The sequence below is a fragment of the Streptomyces sp. NBC_00012 genome (genome assembly GCF_045040875.1).
Classification (GTDB): Bacteria; Actinomycetota; Actinomycetes; order Streptomycetales; family Streptomycetaceae; genus Streptomyces.
Window position 1 is genome coordinate 5,010,688 of record NZ_CP108309.1, and the last position, 14,200, is coordinate 5,024,887.

At 70.6% G+C, this 14,200-nt stretch carries 14 protein-coding genes; 8 read left to right on the top strand and 6 right to left on the bottom strand.

The window, feature by feature from the left end; genetic code table 11:
* Window positions 1-3 precede the first annotated feature (3 nt).
* Genes OHA19_RS23065 through OHA19_RS23075 form a run of 3 tightly spaced genes read left to right on the top strand, consistent with a single transcriptional unit; the run spans window position 4 to window position 3,487 of the window.
* Window positions 4-1,824: a cytochrome c biogenesis protein ResB gene (locus tag OHA19_RS23065; RefSeq protein ID WP_405751391.1), complete on the top strand. Its 1,821-nt coding sequence runs from the start codon at window positions 4-6 to the stop codon at window positions 1,822-1,824.
* Window positions 1,821-2,909 carry a c-type cytochrome biogenesis protein CcsB gene (gene ccsB / locus OHA19_RS23070; RefSeq protein ID WP_405751393.1) on the top strand — a complete coding sequence of 363 codons (1,089 nt, stop codon included), beginning with the start codon at window positions 1,821-1,823 and terminating at the stop codon, window positions 2,907-2,909. Before OHA19_RS23065 ends, ccsB begins: the two co-directional genes overlap by 4 nt.
* A gap of 50 nt (window positions 2,910-2,959) precedes the next feature.
* A complete protein-coding gene (locus OHA19_RS23075; RefSeq protein ID WP_405713761.1) occupies window positions 2,960-3,487 on the top strand; it encodes a hypothetical protein in 528 nt (175 codons plus the stop codon).
* 22 nt (window positions 3,488-3,509) lie between these two features.
* Here the strand turns inward: OHA19_RS23075 and OHA19_RS23080 are convergent, their stop codons facing one another.
* From OHA19_RS23080 to OHA19_RS23095, 4 genes are all read right to left on the bottom strand, one after another.
* Window positions 3,510-5,072 carry a hypothetical protein gene (locus OHA19_RS23080; protein WP_405713759.1) on the bottom strand — a complete coding sequence of 521 codons (1,563 nt, stop codon included), beginning with the start codon at window positions 5,070-5,072 and terminating at the stop codon, window positions 3,510-3,512.
* The gene (locus OHA19_RS23085; protein WP_405751396.1) at window positions 5,065-7,167 is read right to left on the bottom strand and encodes a hypothetical protein; all 2,103 of its coding nucleotides are present in this window, start codon (window positions 7,165-7,167) and stop codon (window positions 5,065-5,067) included. Before OHA19_RS23085 ends, OHA19_RS23080 begins: the two co-directional genes overlap by 8 nt.
* A 117-nt stretch (window positions 7,168-7,284) precedes the next feature.
* Window positions 7,285-7,743 (bottom strand): nucleoside deaminase, encoded by a 459-nt coding sequence (locus tag OHA19_RS23090; protein ID WP_405713755.1) that lies wholly within the window; start codon window positions 7,741-7,743, stop codon window positions 7,285-7,287.
* 18 nt (window positions 7,744-7,761) lie between these two features.
* Window positions 7,762-8,157: a PLD nuclease N-terminal domain-containing protein gene (locus tag OHA19_RS23095; protein ID WP_405713753.1), complete on the bottom strand. Its 396-nt coding sequence runs from the start codon at window positions 8,155-8,157 to the stop codon at window positions 7,762-7,764.
* 192 nt (window positions 8,158-8,349) lie between these two features.
* Here OHA19_RS23095 and OHA19_RS23100 point away from each other — a divergent pair, with 192 nt between their 5' ends.
* The 3 genes from OHA19_RS23100 to OHA19_RS23110 all read left to right on the top strand — a co-directional run bounded on the left by OHA19_RS23100 (window position 8,350) and on the right by OHA19_RS23110 (window position 11,889).
* Entirely contained in the window at window positions 8,350-9,807 is a 1,458-nt protein-coding gene (locus OHA19_RS23100) for a menaquinone biosynthesis decarboxylase (protein ID WP_266732059.1), read from the top strand.
* Entirely contained in the window at window positions 9,804-10,721 is a 918-nt protein-coding gene (gene mqnP, locus OHA19_RS23105) for a menaquinone biosynthesis prenyltransferase MqnP (protein ID WP_405713751.1), read from the top strand. The genes OHA19_RS23100 and mqnP overlap by 4 nt, the downstream gene beginning before the upstream one ends.
* 511 nt (window positions 10,722-11,232) lie before the next feature.
* The gene (locus tag OHA19_RS23110) at window positions 11,233-11,889 is read left to right on the top strand and encodes a DUF4232 domain-containing protein (protein ID WP_405713749.1); all 657 of its coding nucleotides are present in this window, start codon (window positions 11,233-11,235) and stop codon (window positions 11,887-11,889) included.
* Window positions 11,890-11,916: 27 nt separating this feature from the next.
* Here OHA19_RS23110 and OHA19_RS23115 read toward each other — a convergent pair whose 3' ends face one another.
* Window positions 11,917-12,543, bottom strand: coding sequence for a rhomboid family intramembrane serine protease (locus OHA19_RS23115; RefSeq protein WP_405751399.1), 627 nt, complete (start codon window positions 12,541-12,543; stop codon window positions 11,917-11,919).
* Between the two features lie 195 nt (window positions 12,544-12,738).
* Between OHA19_RS23115 and OHA19_RS23120 the strand changes: the two genes are divergently transcribed.
* Entirely contained in the window at window positions 12,739-13,413 is a 675-nt protein-coding gene (locus tag OHA19_RS23120) for a UbiX family flavin prenyltransferase (protein ID WP_405713745.1), read from the top strand.
* Window positions 13,414-13,421: 8 nt separating this feature from the next.
* On the opposite strand, the gene OHA19_RS23125 is transcribed toward OHA19_RS23120, so the two are convergent.
* Window positions 13,422-13,556: a hypothetical protein gene (locus OHA19_RS23125; protein WP_405713743.1), complete on the bottom strand. Its 135-nt coding sequence runs from the start codon at window positions 13,554-13,556 to the stop codon at window positions 13,422-13,424.
* Between the two features lie 133 nt (window positions 13,557-13,689).
* Here OHA19_RS23125 and OHA19_RS23130 point away from each other — a divergent pair, with 133 nt between their 5' ends.
* Entirely contained in the window at window positions 13,690-14,145 is a 456-nt protein-coding gene (locus OHA19_RS23130; RefSeq protein WP_342282446.1) for an Lrp/AsnC family transcriptional regulator, read from the top strand.
* The last annotated feature ends 55 nt before the right edge of the window (window positions 14,146-14,200 follow it).

The window sequence follows — 14,200 nt, forward strand, 5'->3', positions numbered from 1 at the left end:
TCCATGAGCAACACCAAGTCCAACCCCCCCGCCCCGGAGCGGGAGGTCCCGGACGAGCGGGAGAGGGAGAACGCCCGCGAACTGGGCGCGGCGGGCTCCCATCTCTCCACCGCCCCGAGCGAGGAGAGCTCGGCCGGGCTGCCGACGATGGGCCCCATCGGCTGGGCCCGCTGGTTCTGGCGGCAGCTCACCTCGATGCGGGTCGCGCTGATCCTGCTCTTCCTGCTGTCGCTCGGCGCCATCCCCGGCTCGCTGATCCCGCAGAACAGCGTGGACGAGATGAAGGTGGAGACCTTCAAGAAGGCCCACACCACCGTCTCGCCGATCTACGAGAAGCTCCAGTTCTTCGACGTCTACAGCTCGGTGTGGTTCTCCGCGATCTACATCCTGCTGTTCGTCTCGCTCATCGGCTGCATCGTGCCGCGCACCGGCCAGTTCGTGAGCCAGCTGCGCAGCCGCCCGCCGGGCGCGCCCAGGCGCCTGACCCGGCTGCCCGCGTACACCACCTGGCGCACCGCGGCCGAGCCCGAGCAGGTCCGCGAGGCCGCGCTCGCGATGATGCGCAAGCGGCGCTACCGCGCACACGCCGTGGGCGACGCGGTCGCCGCCGAGAAGGGCTATCTGCGCGAGGCCGGGAACCTGGTCTTCCACATCGCCCTGATCGTGATGCTGGTGGCGTTCGCCGTCGGACAGCTCTACAAGTCCGAGGGCGGCAAGCTGATCGTCGAGGGCGACGGCTTCTCCAACACGCTCACCCAGTACGACGACTTCAAGTCCGGTTCGCTGTTCGACACCGACTCGTTCTCCCCGTTCAGCTTCAAGCTCGACAAGTTCATCGGGACGTACGAGCGCAGCGGCCCCCAGCGAGGTACGCCCAGGACCTACGAGGCCCATGTGACGTACGAGAAGGGCGCGTACGGCAAGCCGCAGAAGTCCGTCATCAGGGTCAACGAGCCCCTCGTCATCGACGGCACCAAGGTCTATCTCAACGCGCACGGCTACGCGCCGGTCGTCTCCGTCAAGGACGGCAGGGGCAAGGAGGTCTACCGGAGCGCGGTGCCGCTGCTGCCCATCGACAACAACGTCACCTCGTCCGGTGCGATCAAGGTCTTCGACGGCTACCGCGACAAGAACGGCAAGAAGACCCAGCTGGGCTTCCAGGCGTTCTTCGTGCCGACCTTCGCGGGCAACGGCAAGGGCACGATGTTCTCGCAGTTCCCGGCCGCCGACATGCCCGTCCTGGCGCTCAACGGCTACCACGGCTACCTCGGCCCCGACTCCGGGCTGGCGCAGAACGTGTACCAGCTGGACAAGTCGGAGATGACGGAGTTCAAGGACGCCAAGGACAAGCAGCTCAAGCAGCGGCTGCTGGTCGGCGAGACGATGAAGCTGCCCGACGGCGCGGGCTCCATCACCTTCGAGGGCGTCCAGGAGTGGGCCAGCTTCCAGATCACGGAGCAGCCGGCCAGCGGCTGGGCGCTCACCGGGGCCGTCGCCGCCATCGCCGGACTCGCGGGCTCGCTGTTCATCCAGCGGCGCCGGGTCTGGGTGCGGGCGGTACGCGGCGCGGACGGCGTCACGGTCGTCGAAATGGCGGGTCTCGGCCGCAGCGAGTCCGCGAAGCTCCCCGAGGAGCTGGCCGACCTCGCGGTCACGCTCATCGAATCGGCGCCCACCGAGCCCGACGCCGAGCCCGACGCCGAGCCCGACGCCGAGCCCGACGCCGAGTCCGGCACCGGGTCCGATTCATCCTCCGAACCCGACTCCGATTCCGACTCCGTCGAAGAATCCTCCGAAGAACCTGCCGAAGGGGCTGAGAAGTGAATCTCGCCGCCGCAACCAACGAGAACCTGGCGCACACCAGCAATGTGCTGATCTATTCGTCGATGGCCGTCTACACCCTGGCCTTCTTCGCCTACATCGCGGAATGGGTGTTCGGCAGCCGCAGCAAGGTCGGCCGCACCGCCGCCGCGCTGACCGGGGCCGAGGGCACGGGCGCCGCCGCCTCGGTGAAGGTGCAGGCCGTGCAGCAGGGCGGCGGCACCGCCGTGCTGGACCGCCCGAAGATCATCACGCGCGCGGCGGCCGGTTCCCGCGACGTACCGGACGGGCCCGGCGCGGCCGGCGGCACGTTCAAGGGCGACCTCTACGGGCGGATGGCGGTCTCCATGACCGTGCTCGCCTTCCTCGTCGAGGCCGGCGGAGTCATCACCCGCGCGTTGTCCGTGCAGCGTGCCCCCTGGGGCAACATGTACGAGTTCTCCATCACCTTCTCCACGGTGGCGGTCGGCGCGTACCTGGTCCTCCTCGCGCTGAAGAAGAACGTCCGCTGGATGGGGCTGCTCCTGGTCACCACCGTCCTGCTGGACCTCGGCATCGCCACCACGTGGCTCTACACCGACAGCGACCAGCTGGTGCCCGCGCTCCACTCGTACTGGCTGTGGATCCACGTCTCCACCGCCATCCTGTGCGGCGCCGTCTTCTACATCGGCGCGGCCGGGACCCTGATGTACCTCTTCCGCGACAGCTACGAGAACAAGCTCGCGAACGGCCGGGAGCCCGGTTCGTTCGCCCAGTCCGTGCTCTCCCGGCTGCCCGCCGCCGCGACGCTCGACAAGTTCTCGTACCGCATCAACGCCGCCGTCTTCCCGCTGTGGACGTTCACGATCATCGCGGGCGCCATCTGGGCCGGCGACGCCTGGGGCCGGTACTGGGGCTGGGACCCCAAGGAGGTCTGGTCCTTCATCACCTGGGTCGCGTACGCCTGCTACCTGCACGCCCGCGCCACCGCCGGCTGGAAGGGCCGCAAGGCCGCCTACCTGGCGCTGATCGCCTTCGGCTGCTGGCTCTTCAACTACTACGGCGTGAACATTTTCGTCACCGGCAAGCACTCCTACGCCGGAGTCTGACCCGGTCCCGTACGGGTGCGGATCCCGCACCGCAGGGCCACGCTGGAACCATGACCGATGCGACCGACGTCATCGAGCCCGGCACCAGCGAGACCCGCGGTGACCTGCACACTCTGAGGTTCACGCTACGGCTGCCCCACCCTGTTCCACGGGTGTGGGCAGCCGTCGCCAGTTCCGGGGGTCTGCGCGGCTGGCTCGCCGCCGCCGACCCCTTCGAGCCGCGGATGGGCGGCGCGATCACGCTCCGCTGGCTCAACACCGACCAGGACGGGCAGGCCACGGTCGCCTCCGGCACAGTCACCGCCTGGGACGTCGAGCGGGTCGCCGAGTACACCCTCGAAGGGCTCCACGGCCGCATCCGCTTCCACCTGGAGCCACCGCGCGGCGACCATGTGCTGCTGCGGTTCACCAACGAGTTCCGGGGCGACGACGAGCTGCGCCTGGACTGTCTGGCCGGCTGGCACGACCACTTCCGCTACCTCGTGGAAGCGCTCGACGGCTATCCCGCCGACTGGTCGAAGTGGACCCCGGTCCGGTGGGCCGGGCTGCGTGAGGAGTACGTGGCGGCCGAGCGGTGAGCGGTGGTCCGGACCGCCTCCGTCACGGCGCCGACGACGGCGGCAGGCACTTCGGGTCCGGCGGCCTGCCCTCCGGCCAGGCGATCGTCACGAACCGCTGACGGGCGTCCTCGGGCGCCAGCTCCACCACCGGAACCGCCTTGTTGTACGGGTTGCCGTGGTTGTCCAGGCAGATCCAGCCCCCGGCCCCCGACACCTTCAGCGAGCTCTTCACCCGTGGCCACTGCTCACCCACGTCCGCGAGCTGCGGCAGCCGCGCGCCCTCCGGGGTCGCCTGCCGGACGGCGTGCACCGCCAGGGCCATCGCGTCGTGCGCGACGATGACCTGGCCGTCGGTCAGGGCCCGGTGGTCCGTCGGGCCGATCGGGCCGACGGGCTTCTTCGAGACCGTGGCCAGCAGATCCAGGAAGTCCTGGTAGTCCGCCGGGGAACCGCCGGTCACCTTCTCGCCCTTCCGCGCGGCCGCCCAGGTGTCCGGGTGCGCCAGCGAGGCGTAGCGGACGGTCACCTTCCGGCGCAGTGCGCTCCGGTCGAGCTTCTTGTCGCTGCCGAGGTACGAGCCCTCGTCGCCGGTCAGGATCGTGAACGCGCGGCTCTGGCAGCCGCGGGCCCCGAGCGCGTTGATGAACTGCCGCAGCTGTACGTGGCGTCCCGCGAAGAACACCGTCTCCGCGTCCGTGTCGCAGATCAGGTGGGTGATCTGCTGGAACGTGTTGGCCGTGGTGCCCTCGTCGTTGGGGTCGGCCCGCGAGGTGAACAGCTCCGGCTGGTACCGGGTGCCCTTCACCAGCTCGGTGAAGGCCGCCCGCAGGGTGTCCGTGTAGTGGTCCCCGGTACGGGTGTCCTGCACCAGTAGCGCCTTGGCCGCCTTCACCTGCCCGAAAGCGGCCAGGGCGCGCGCCTCGTCCCGGTTGGTCGGCGAGACCCGCGCCAGGCCGGGGAACGGATCGCCCTTCGGGCCGTTGGCGATGTCGTCGGCCGTGATCGTGGTGCCGACGACCGCGATGTGAGCGGCGGTCAGTTCCTTGACCGCCGACTTGATCTGCGTACTGCTGGTGGCGACGCCCGAGACGGCCCGCAGATTGTCCGGGGCCCCGGTCATCGTCTTCAGCCGGTCCACAGCCGGCCGCCACAGCAGGTTGTTCTTCCCGGTGTTGGCGAGCACCAGCCGGATCTTCGGCACCTGCTCGTTGGAGAGGTGATTGGCCCGGTACTGCTGGGCGAACGCGCCCTGCAGCTCCCGCTGCATCTTCGTCTGCATCGCCGCGTCCGTCGACGTCAGCGGCAGCAGCAGCGCGACCGTCGCGTACCGGCCGGGCTCCAGGGTGGCGTTCTCCCGGGCGATGGCCGCGGCGGCCTCGGTCAGCTTCGACCGGCCGAAGTCGTAGCCGTCGCCGGAGACGCCGACGCACTCGTCGCTGCCCTGCGGCCGCTCGACGCCCTTCGCGCAGGAACGGTCCTCGGGGACGGTCAGCCGGCCGATGCCGTACCAGCCGGACGTGATCACCAGGGCTCCGGCCAGCACCGAGGTGACGACCCTCTGCCGTGTCGTGTACCAGAGGCGGTAGCGCAGTGGATTACGCATCGGGCCCGCCGTTCCCCGGCCCCTGGCCGCCCGCGCCCGGTTCGCCCGGGGGCATGGACAGCGGCCGCCAGGCCCTGATGTCCCGGGGCCAGTGCGTGGCCGCGTCCCACAGCACGCTGTTGCCCGTCGGATGCCTGCCGGACAGTTGCCGCAGTTCGTGCGCCATCTTGTCGGTCACCTCTTCGTCCGGCAGGGCCAGCGGATCGGACAGCAGCCATACGCCGTGCAGCAGCCGGCGCAGCAGTACGTGCAGCTCGGCGGCCGATGGTTCGAGCCCCCTCGGCACCGTGTTGTCGGCCCGGCCGAGCGCGACCGCGCGCCGCGGATCGGGGCCGACGGACCCTCGGGTGCGCGGGTACGGCGCCGAGGCGATGAAGTGCAGCAGTGCGAGCCACGCCGACACGTCCGGTTCGTCGAACCGCAGCCGCAGATGTCCCACGCACGCCTCCGCGTCGCCCAGCACCAGCTTCTGGTGCAGCAGATGCGGGACGCTCGGGTGGCGGCCGCCGGGGGTGTACGCCCCGCGCAGCGAGACATGCACCGCCTGCCACACCGCGTAGGACGGATGGTCGCCGTCCTGGAACCGCAGGCGGTGCAGCAGCAGGGCGCGCAGCAGCGGATCGGCGACGAAGTGGCCGGGCCCGACCGGCCAGTCGTCCGCCCGCAGCGCATCGCGCATCCGCAGCGCCACATCGCCGTCCGGCGACCCCCGGCCCAGCCGGCTCCCCGCCAGCAGCCGCGCCGAGTCCTCGCCGTGCGCGGCGGCCAGCACGGCGAGGAAGTCCACCCGCTGCCCGGCCTCCGGCAGCAGCCGCGTCAGCAGCTCGTCCGCCACCTGCGCCGGCGCCCGGTCCTCGCGCACCTCCACCATGAGGTCCAGCAGCGATCCCGGCACCAGCGACGCGGGCTCCGCCGCCTCGCCCGCCGCCAGCGCCAGCAGCTCCACGGCCAGCGGACGCCCGCCCGTCAGCCGATGCACACCACGGGCCAGCCCGGCCGGGATACGTCCCGCCCGGTCGTGCCGGTCGAACGCGGAGCGCACCTGCTCCGGATCGAGCGGGGTCAGCTCCACGGCGAGGATCCCGGACGTCACCCCCGTCCCCCTGGACCAGCGCGAGGCGTGCGCCACCTCCGGCAGCCGCCGCCGCACCGCATGGCTCAACCCCTCGTGGTCGCGGACCCGGGAAGAGGCGAACACCGCGATCCGGTCGAGCGCTCCGGCGGCCCGCTGCCGCAGCAGCGGCTCCACCAGCTGCCGGCCCAGCGGGGTGTGCGCGTTGTCGACGAGCAGCACCGGGCGGCCCCGGCGGGCGCCCCGGGCCAGGCCCCCGTACGCCGCCAACAGGTCCGCGGCCAGTGCGAGCACCAGATGGTCCTCGGCCCGGCGGCGCAGATCGCCGCCGCGCTCGAAGTCGACCGCAAGCTGCCGCAGCCCGATCCGGCCGTTGCCGCCCGCGTGCGGATAGCTCCCGTACCAGTCGGCCGATCGCCGTTGGAAGCGGCTGAACGATTCCTCCAGGACCGTCTCGATGGTGGCCTCCGCGACCATCCCGGCCATCGGCGCCACCGAGTCGAAGGCACTGGCGGCCAGCTTCGTCAGCACCTTGGTGACCCAGCCGGTCGCCGCGTCCCCGCGGCCGTCGACGGTCGCCAGCAGCGGACCGAGCGACTGGAGGTCCCGCCGCGCCCGTGTCTCGTCCTCGCGGGTCCAGGAGATGGAGGCGACCGCCACCAGCCCGAGGCTCAGCCGGGGGAACTGCACCGGACGGGCGGCCCGCACCTTCGCCGTCAACTGGGTGGCGAGCGTCGGCAACGCCCCGGTGACCGGGGTCCAGGCGGGCCCCGCGTCCTCGGGGGCCACGACGGCCTCGCAGTCGACCAGGGCGACCGGGGTGATCTCCCGGTACAGATTGCGCAGCTGCTTGAGGACGGCCGTCTTGCCCATGCCGCGGCCGCCGGTCAGCACGGCGACCGGGGGATCGTCGCGGTGCTCGTAGACGACCCGGGCGGAGCCGTACGGAGTGAGGCCGGTCAGGCGCGCCGCAAGTCCGTCGTCGGCGAATATCGCCTCGCGCCCGTACAGCTCTCTCTCCACAGCACCCCCAGCGTCGACGCTCCATCCGATCTGCCACACCGTCAACACAAGGATATCGCCCGGGTGTTGGGCAGTGGAGAGGAATTTCGAACGACCTGGGGGCGTGGGGCGGCCGGATCAGCCGGCGCCGATGTCCTCGTCCCAGAGGGCGGGGTGATCGCGTACGAACTCCCGCATGAGCGCGACGCATTCGGCGTCGTCGAGCAGCACGATCTCCACCCCGTGGCGGGCCAGCCAGTCGCGCCCGCCGCTGAACGTCCGCGCCTCGCCGATCACCACCCGGGAGATCCCGAACTGCCGCACGAGGCCGCTGCAGTACCAGCACGGGGAGAGCGTCGTGACCATCGTCGTGCCGCGGTAGGAGCGCTGCCGCCCCGCCGCGCGGAACGCCGCGGTCTCCGCGTGCAGGGACGGATCGCCGTCCTGGACGCGGCGGTTGTGACCGCGGCCGAGGAGAGTGCCGTCCGCTCCGTAGAGGGCGGCACCGATGGGCACACCGCCCTCGGCGAGCCCGGTGCGGGCCTCGGCGAGGGCGGTGGCGAGCATGGCCTCGTCGTTCATGGCCACGTGGTTCATGCGGTCCCGGTCCGGGGGTTATTCGCCGGAGGCGCTCGGGCTGTCGCCGTTCTCGCGGCGCTTCAGCTCCTCCTCGCGGCGGCGCAGGTCCGCCTCCCAGTCCTTGAGGAGCGACTCGTCCTTCTTGTTCTCGTCCTTCAGCGCCTTCAGGAACTCCGGATTGTCGTCCGGCGCCACCCACTGCGAGCGGTGGTTGCGGTGCCATTCGGACGGCGTACGGCCCCCGGCGGGCGCGTGGCGCATCTTGCCCGCGGCCAGCCAGACGATCGGGCCGACGATCCAGAACAGCAGGATGATGAAGACCCAGGCGATCTTCGGCAGGTGCTTGGCCTCGTCCTCGGGGGTGTTCAGGCAGTCGATGAACGCGTAGATCGTCAGCGCCAGAGGCAGGAGATAGATCAGGGCCCGGAACATGATGGAAAGGTCCCCCTGCGGAGAGTTGGCGGGGCTTGTCCCGCCCCGGTTGGGGCCCAGAGTAACCGGTGTCTGTGACATACCACGGCGAGCGGGGTGAACCGGCCGCGGGACGCGTGGGCGACCGGGCCGGGGACCGGCGGAGGTGGGGTCCCCCGGGTGATCGGCGACGGTGATGACAAACTGGACGGCATGGCTTACGACGATCTTCGTTCCCTCCTCCGGGCCCTGGAGCGCGAGGGCGAGCTCAAGCGCATCAAGGCTGAGGTCGACCCCTACCTGGAGGTCGGCGAGATCGTCGACCGGGTGAACAAGGCGGGCGGCCCCGCACTGCTCTTCGAGAACGTCAAGGGGTCGTCGATGCCCCTGGCCATGAACGTCTTCGGGACCGACAAGCGGCTGCTCAAGGCGCTCGGCCTGAAGTCGTACGCGGACATCAGCGACAAGATCGGCGGGCTGCTCAAGCCGGAGCTGCCGCACGGCTTCGTCGGGGTGCGGGAGGCCTTCGGGAAGCTCGGCTCGATGGTGCACGTGCCGCCGAAGAAGGTGAAGCAGGAGAGCGCCCCGGTGCAGGAGGTCGTCCTCACCGGCGACGACGTGGACCTGGACCAGCTGCCCGCGCTCTTCACCTGGCCCGAGGACGGCGGCTCCTTCTTCAACCTGGGCCTCACCCACACCAAGCACCCGGAGACCGGCGTGCGGAACCTGGGGCTGTACCGGCTCCAGCGGCACGACAAGCGCACGATCGGGATGCACTGGCAGATCCACAAGGACAGCCGCAACCACTACCAGGTCGCCGCCAAGCGCGGCGAGCGGCTGCCGGTCGCCATCGCGTTCGGCGCGCCGCCGGCGGTGACGTACGCCTCCACCGCGCCGCTGCCGGGGGACATCGACGAGTACCTCTTCGCCGGGTTCATCCAGGGCAAGCGGATCGAGATGGTCGACTGCAAGACCGTGCCGCTCCAGGTCCCGGCGCAGGCCGAGGTCGTCATCGAGGGCTGGCTGGAGCCCGGGGAGATGCTTCCCGAGGGACCGTTCGGCGACCACACCGGCTTCTACACGCCGCAGGAACCGTTCCCCGCGCTGACCATCGACTGCGTGACCATGCGGAAGCGTCCGCTGCTCCAGTCGATCGTGGTCGGCCGCCCGCCGACTGAGGACGGGCCGCTGGGGCGGGCCACCGAGCGGTTCTTCCTGCCGCTCCTCAAGATCATCGTGCCGGACATCGTGGACTACCACCTGCCCGAGGCGGGCGGCTTCCACAACTGTGCGATCGTCTCGATCGACAAGAAGTACCCGAAGCACGCCCAGAAGGTGATGAGCGCCATCTGGGGCGCGCACATGATGTCGCTCACCAAGCTGATCGTGGTCGTGGACTCCGACTGCGACGTCCACGATCTGCACGAGGTGGCCTGGCGGGCGCTCGGCAACACGGACTACGCGCGGGACCTGACCGTCACCGAGGGACCGGTCGACCATCTCGACCACGCTTCCTACCAGCAGTTCTGGGGCGGCAAGGCGGGCATCGACGCGACGAAGAAGTGGCCCGAGGAGGGCTACACCCGGGACGGGGGCTGGCCGGACATGGTCGAGTCCGACCCTCAGACGGCGGCGAAGGTCGACCGCCGGTGGAAGGAATACGGACTGTGAGCGCCGCCGAAGCAGCACTGGGCTCAGGGCCCGTACATCCGAACAGCAAGGTCAAGGCGTTCCTGCGGCTCGTGATGATCGAGCACTCGGTCTTCGCGCTGCCCTTCGCGTACATCGCCGCCCTGACCGCGATGTTCCAGGCGGACGGGTCCATCGACTGGGTCACGCTGCTGCTCGTCACCGTCGCGATGGTGGGGCTGCGGACCTTCGCGATGGCCTGCAACCGGATCATCGACCGGGAGATCGACGCCCGTAACCCGCGCACCGCGAGCCGGGAGCTGGTCACCGGGGCGGTCTCGGTGAAGTCGGCGTGGACGGGGGCGCTCGTCGCCGTCGTCCTCTTCCTCGGCGCGGCCGCGCTGCTGAACCCGCTGTGCCTGGCGCTCGCGCCGGCCGCCGTCGTGCCGATGGTGGTCTATCCGTACGGGAAGCGGTTCACCCACTACCCGCACGCCATCCTCGGTATCGCCCAGGCCATAGGGCCGATCGGCGCCTGGCTGGCGGTCACCGGCAGCTGGTCGTGGGACGCGGTGATCCTCGGTCTCGCGGTGGGGATCTGGATCGGCGGTTTCGACCTGATCTTCGGCTGCCAGGACGTCCAGGCGGACCGGGCGCACGGGGTGCTCTCGGTCCCGGCCCGGTTCGGCATCCCGGCCGCGCTGTGGGGCGCGCGAGTCTGCCATGGGGTGACGACCGGGCTGCTGGTCTGGTTCGGGCTGGCCACCGAGGCCGGGCTGTTCTACTGGATCGGCATGGTGATCGTCGCCGTCGCGTTCGTGTATGAGCACCGGGTGGTGCGGCCGCACGATCTGTCCCGGCTGAACCGGGCGTTCTTCTCGGTCAACGGGTTCATCGGGATCGCGCTCTTCGCGTGTGCGCTGCTGGATCTGCTGGTGCGGGGCCTGACGGTCTGAGCCGGTTCCGGGCCGGTCCGACGGTCCGGGCCGGTGCGATGGCGCGTGCTGGTGTGGCGGTCCGGGCCGGTTCCGGGACATGTCCGGCGGATCCGGGACCTCGGCCTTTGCGGATTGCAGCCCGGGCGCGGGCGCGGCGGGTTGACGAGGCAGGCCATCTGTCGTGGTCAAGGACCGTCGCGTCACGGGTCCGTTCCAGTGGGCCGCGGGCGTCGACGGGTCTGGAACGGTGGCGGGAATCGCCGTCCCGTCCGGACGGCGGCGCACCGTGTCCCGCTCCTGTTTCCCGTGCGGGACGGGGGCAGGGGGCGGGTGCGGCAGGGAAGGGTGCGGGCGGGGGCGCCCGGTGGTGGTGCGCGTCGTGCCCGGCTGTGCGTGTAACAGGGGTGTATTAGCGGGTGGTTGGGCGGAACGCGCCGTCCTGCCCGGCGGCTCTTGGTGATCAGGAACGCTCGCTCGTACCGACCCGTACCGAGCGGCCGGCACCCCCACCGACACTGAGGAAGTAATGATGCGCGTACGCAAGCTCACCTTCGCAGCCCTGGCCGTTGCCGCTGGTCTCTCGCTCACGGCCTGTCAGAACGGCGAGGACGACATGGGTCAGACCGCCCCGTCGTCCGCGTCCTCCGCGAGCGGCGGTTCGGGCTCGGGCGGTTCGGAGCAGGGCGGCGGCAAGGACTCCGACGGAAAGGGCTCCGGCGGGCAGGGCACGGCCGCCGGGACCGGCTCCAACGAGAACGGCAAGATCGGCAAGTGCCGCACCGACGAGCTGGAGATCACGGCGTCGGACAGCACCGTCGGCGGCGACACCGACGGGACCGTCGCGGTGGAGCTGAAGAACGGCGGCGGCCGGGACTGCGTGCTCTCCGGGTACGCGGGCGTCGACCTGAAGACCAGCGCGGGATCGCTGTCCGCGGAGCGCACCGGCGAGAAGGCCACCCCGATGACCCTCAAGGACGGGAAGTCGGTGTACTTCGGCATCAACTACCCGCTCAACGAGTCGGGCGGCTCCGGCGTCCGCATCACGGGCCTGGTGGTGACCCCGCCGGACGAGACGAAGTCGGTCACCCTCGACTGGCCGGGCGCCGCCACGCTGCCCGTCACGGACGGCTCCGGCTCCCAGGTGAAGGTCGGCCCGATGGGGAGCGCAGGTCAGGGCGAGGGCTGACCCGGAGACCACAGGATCCGTCGGGGCCTACGGTATGAGCGGCCGGGCAGGCGCCACCGCGCTCCGGCCGCGCGCGGGGCGGCGGAAGACGAACGCCGCCGCCACGCCCGCCGCCAGTCCGAAGAGATGGCCCTGCCAGCTGACCGAGGTGTTGGCGGGGGAGATCCCCACCAGGATCGACGAGCCCCATACCGCGCCGACCAGCAGCCCGGCGCCGATGTCGAGCACTCTGCGGTCGACGAAGCCCCGGACCAGCAGGTAGCCGAAGAGGCCGAAGACCAGTCCGGACGCGCCCGCCGTGTTGGATCCGTCCGGCGAGACCAGCCAGACGCCGAGCCCGTCGACCACGATGATCATCGTGGCCACGGCGGCGAATCTGCGGAGGCCGCCGAGCGCGGCGAGAAAGCCGAAGACCAGCAGCGGCACGCTGTTGGAGGCGACGTGGCCGAAGCCGAAGTGGATGAAGGACGCGGGCACGACGTCCACCAGCTCGGCGGCCCGGCGGGGTTCGATCCCGAAGGCGTCCAGTGAATGGCCGGTCGAGGCGTCGACGATCTCGAGCAGCCAGAGGAAGGCCACCCAGCCGAGCATCACCTTGGCCGCGGTCCTCGCGCGGCCGCCCGCACTCCACGCCGGTGCGGATCGGTCCGGCATCGCGGCCATCGTGCCCCCTGCTGTTCCAGTCGTCCCCGGCAGTCCCGGGTAGTGCCCGGCCGTCCCTGGTGATCCCCGGTCGTTCCCGTCGTCCTCGGTCGCTCCTGCTCCCGTCCCTGGAACGACCGGGGCACCGTACTCGGTTCCGGTTCCGCACCGCCGGATAGGCTCGGGTGTGTGGATTCCGCTACTTCAGTGAGTCAGCACCAGCGACGGCCTTGGATTGTCGGGGTTTCGGGCGCTTCGGGCACCCCATTTGCCGCCGCCGTGCTGCGCGGTCTGCTGGCCGCCGGGGAGAGTGTCGATCTGGTCGTGAGCCGGGCCTCGCGGCTGACCCTGCTGGACGAGACCGGGATCGCGTTCCGCGACGGGCACTGGCAGGAGGATCTGCGCAGCTGGCTGGCGCGCGGGGCGGACGGTGAGCCGCACACCTTCAAGGTGGACATCGAGGACGTACGGCACTGGGCGGCCGGCGATCTCGCGGCGGGACCGTCCTCGGGTTCGTACCCGGCGAAGGGGATGCTGATCGTCCCGGCCTCGACGGCCTGTGTGGCCGGAGTGGCGCTCGGGCTCTCGAAGGATCTGCTCCAGCGGGCCGCGAGCGTGACGCTCAAGGAGCGGCGGAAGCTGGTCGTCGCGGTGCGGGAGACTCCGCTGAACGGGCAGACGCTGAGGCATCTGGTGAGCCTGGACGAGGCGGGCGCCGTGGTGCTGCCCGCCTCTCCGGCGTTCTACGCGGGGGCGACGCACATCCAGGATCTGGTGGACTTCGTCGCCGGGCGGGTACTGGACGCGGCAGGCGTGCCGCACGACCTGTACCGCCGGTGGGAGGGGGAGCTCGGTGGCGGCTCCCGTGACTCCCGTGGCTGAGTTCGTGGTCAGCGCTTCTTCGTGGCGCGCGGCTTACGGGTCCGGTCGACCCGGTGCGCGGCGGCGGGCTGGTGGGCACGCGAGCGGTTGGCCAGGTCCTGCAGCTCGCGCATTCGGGCGTAGGCCATCTCGATCGTGTACACGGTGTTCTCACTCCTGAAGATTCGAAAGCATTTTTTTGGATGTTCGGAAAGATTTGCAGGCGATGAAGCCTGCATGCCTTAGATTCTACACATAGACTCGCGATACTGCTGAACAATGGAAGGTTTCAGTCACATGGACGCGGTGGACAGGCAGCTCATCCAGGCCCTCAGGGAGAACGGCAGGGCCTCGTACGCCGAGCTGGGGCGGCTCGTCGGGCTCTCCGGGCCCAGCGTCACCGACCGCATCAACCGGCTGGAAACCGCCGGTGTCATCACCGGCTACCGCGCCACCGTCGACGCCGCGTCCCTGGGGCTCGGGGTCACGGCCCTGATCGGTATCTCGCTCTCCGACGCGGCCGACCACGAGGACGTGGCCCGTCGGCTGAAGGACCTCGCGGAGATCGAGGACGCCTGGTTCATCGCGGGCGACGACTCGTACATGCTCAAGGTGCGCGTCGGTGACGTGGACGGTCTGGAGAAGACCATCCGCCGGCTCAGCGGTACGCGGGGCGTCTCGCGCACCCGGACCACGATCGTGCTCTCCACCAAGTGGGAGAACCGGGTCGGGGAACTTCCCGAGGAGCCGTAGGCGTAACGTGGTGGCGCCCCCGGGGGACCGGGGGTTTCACCCGGTATCAACGGTC